This is a genomic window from Phycisphaerae bacterium (genome assembly GCA_012729815.1).
Classification (GTDB): Bacteria; Planctomycetota; Phycisphaerae; order JAAYCJ01; family JAAYCJ01; genus JAAYCJ01.
Genome location: JAAYCJ010000068.1, coordinates 1 through 2,922 on the forward strand (window position 1 = coordinate 1; position 2,922 = coordinate 2,922).

At 64.2% G+C, this 2,922-nt stretch carries 2 protein-coding genes; one reads left to right on the top strand and one right to left on the bottom strand.

Annotated features, from left to right (window positions below; all coding sequences use genetic code 11):
- Positions 1 to 1,922: UvrD-helicase domain-containing protein (locus tag GXY33_05170; GenBank protein NLX04517.1), on the bottom strand; the 1,922-nt coding region annotated here is incomplete at its 3' end.
- 259 nt (positions 1,923 to 2,181) lie between these two features.
- Here GXY33_05170 and GXY33_05175 point away from each other — a divergent pair.
- Positions 2,182 to 2,922: hypothetical protein (locus tag GXY33_05175; GenBank protein ID NLX04518.1), on the top strand; the 741-nt coding region annotated here is incomplete at its 3' end.

The window sequence follows — 2,922 nt, forward strand, 5'->3', positions numbered from 1 at the left end:
AACCGCGACGGCACCGACCGCCGATAGCTGCCCCTCGTCGCCCGCCGATGGGCGCAGCAGATGTGCAGCCGCTGCTTCGCCCGCGTCATGGCGACGAAAAACAACCGCCGCTCCTCCTCCACCCCGTCCTCCATCGCCAGCACGTGCGGAATAATCTCCTCCTCCGCCGCCACGATGACCACCACGCCAAACTCCAGCCCCTTCGCTGCGTGCATCGTCAGCAGCGTCACCCGGTCCGAATCCGTCTTGACCGTATCCACGTCGCTGACCAGCGACACCTGCGCCAGAAAGTCCTGCAGCGTCGGCTTCTCGTTGTCGTACTCGAACGCCTGAGCGGTGGCCACTAACTCATCCAGATTCGCCACCGGCGAAAGCTCGTCCGGCCGGTCGTCCTCGTCGTCCGGATCGGGGCTCCGGCTCTGACGCTGGTAGTAGTCGTGCAAACCCGACTCGTGGATCACCCGCTTGACGAACTCCGAAAGCCCCATTTCGTCCTTCGCCTTCACCAACCGGCCCATCAGCTCAGCGAAACGCAGCACGCTCGCCTGCGACTTGCCAAGCCGCTCGATCTGACCGGCCCGCCGCACCGCCTCGATCAGCGAAACGCTCTGCTCCGCTGCGTACTCCTTGAGCACGCTCTGGGCCAACTGCCCGATCCCGCGCGTAGGCACGTTGATGATCCGCTCCAAAGCCAACTGGTCGTCCGGATTGCCCAACACCCGCAAATACGCCACCAGGTCGCGAATCTCACGCTTCTGGAAAAACCCCACCCCGCGGGCCAGCTCGTACGGAATACCCGCCTCGCGAAGCGACGTCTCCACCGCCCGCAGCAGCGAATTGACCCGGCAGAAAATCGCCACGTCCGCATAGCCCATCCCGTCGCGCTTGGCCTCGCGAATGATCCGCACCACCCGCTCTGCCTCTTCGCCTTCGTCGTCCAGCGTGTGGACCTCCACCGGCTCGCCCTGTCCAAGCACCGGAACCAGAACCTTCTCCTTCCGCTCGCGGTTCCGCACGATCACGCTATCCGCCGCCTTCAGAATGCACGCCGTCGAACGGTAGTTCTTCTCCAGAAAAACCACCTTCGCGTCCGGATAGTCCTTCTGGAAATCCAGAATGTTCCGCAGGTCCGCCCCGCGCCACCCGTAGATCGACTGGTCCGGATCGCCCGTCGCGCAGATGTTCCGCCGTTCGCCCGCCAGTCGGCGCGCCAAATGGTACTGAATCCGGTTCGTGTCCTGATACTCGTCGATCAGCAGATACTGGTACTTCCGCCGGATCGCCTCGCCCGCCTCCTCGTTCTCCAGCAGTTCCAGTCCACGGATCAGCAGATCGTCAAAGTCCAAGCCGCCGTTCTCCCGCAACAAGTCCTGATACCGCCGATAAATCCGCGCGATCGCCGCCCGCTGATACTCCGGCAATCCAGGCAACTGCTCCAACTGGTCGGGCCCGATCAGCCGCGTCTTGGCGTGGCCGATCCGGTCGCCCACCTTCGCCGCAGTCAGACCGACCGGCAACGCCCCGGCGTCGCCGCACGCCGCCTTCACCAGCTTGTTCCGGTCGGTGGTGTCGAATATGCTGAAATTCGGGTCGATGCCCAGCACCCGCCCGTAAACCCGCAGCAGGAACGCCGAAAACGCGTGAAAAGTCGCCATCAGCGGCCGTCCCCCGCCGTCCTGACCGTGCCGCTCCAACTCCATCCGAACCCGACCGAGCATCTCGTTCGCCGCCCGGTTGGTAAAAGTGATCGCCACGATCCGCTGCGGGGCGACGCCCTGGGAGATCATATAGGCCACCCGACGGGTGATCACCCGCGTCTTCCCGCTGCCCGCACCGGCCACCACCAGCAGCGGTCCGTCCACGTGCCGCACAGCCGCCTGCTGCTGTTCGTTCAGCCCGTCCAATATCGTGTCAATCGCCATGATATCCGCAGTCTCCTCGCTGCATCACAAACCGTCAATTCTACCATCAAAACCGCCTGAACCCAAACGCGTTTGCCGGGAATTCCGCCCAAACTCGGGAAAAACCCCGATGCCCCGCTCCCGGCTCACGCCGACTCCAGAATCATTGCCCCCCCTGATTGAATGCCACGTTCACGCGGCTATCATGTTGATAGTTAGTCATGGGAGGACTACTCACGGGACACGAGGGATCGATCGAAGCCGGATAAGGGGGGACGTGGTGATCGAGGCGTGGGACGACAACCAGGGAAGCCGCCAAAAAGGCCTGAAGCTGACGGCCATGATTATCCTCGTCGGCTTGCTCCTCTTGGCCATGGCCGCCGTCGCTCCAGCCCAGACCCGCGGGCGAGGCAGCGCCGGCGTCGTCGCCAGGTCCGGACCCGACAACGACACCAACGGCCAGGCCGCCGAACCCAGCGTCCAGGACTACCAGCGGTCCAGCTCGGATTTCACCAGCGACCTCAACGACCGCCGGCGATCGACGGCCGACAGGGATCGTCAGACGCCGCGCGGCCGCGCCGAGGTCGCCGACCGCATTTTTACCTACGATGAAGATGACTGGGACTGGCGATCCTACCGCGGCCGCAGCCTCTACGGCTCGTCCTACTACCGCAGCGACCGCGACAACCCAGGCAACGGATCGATCTATGAGTCCAACCGCTACCCGGCCGAACGCCGACCGTCGCAACAATTTCGCGATCGAGGGTGGGATGGCCAGACCATGCAATACGACTGGGACTGGCTCTATCCCAACGAACGCCCCTACTGGAACGGTGCCTATGGCCAGTACCCCGCGGGCCGGGAGAGGCAGTTCCAAAGGCGGGATTTCGACCGCAACATCCCGACCTACATGCAGCGGAAGCCGGGAACCTGGGAGCCGGAGAAGAGACCGTCCGAGCAGGGCCGTTTCGCCCCGCAGACCGACCGCCGACCGAGATTCGAGGGACGACGCGACGTCGAA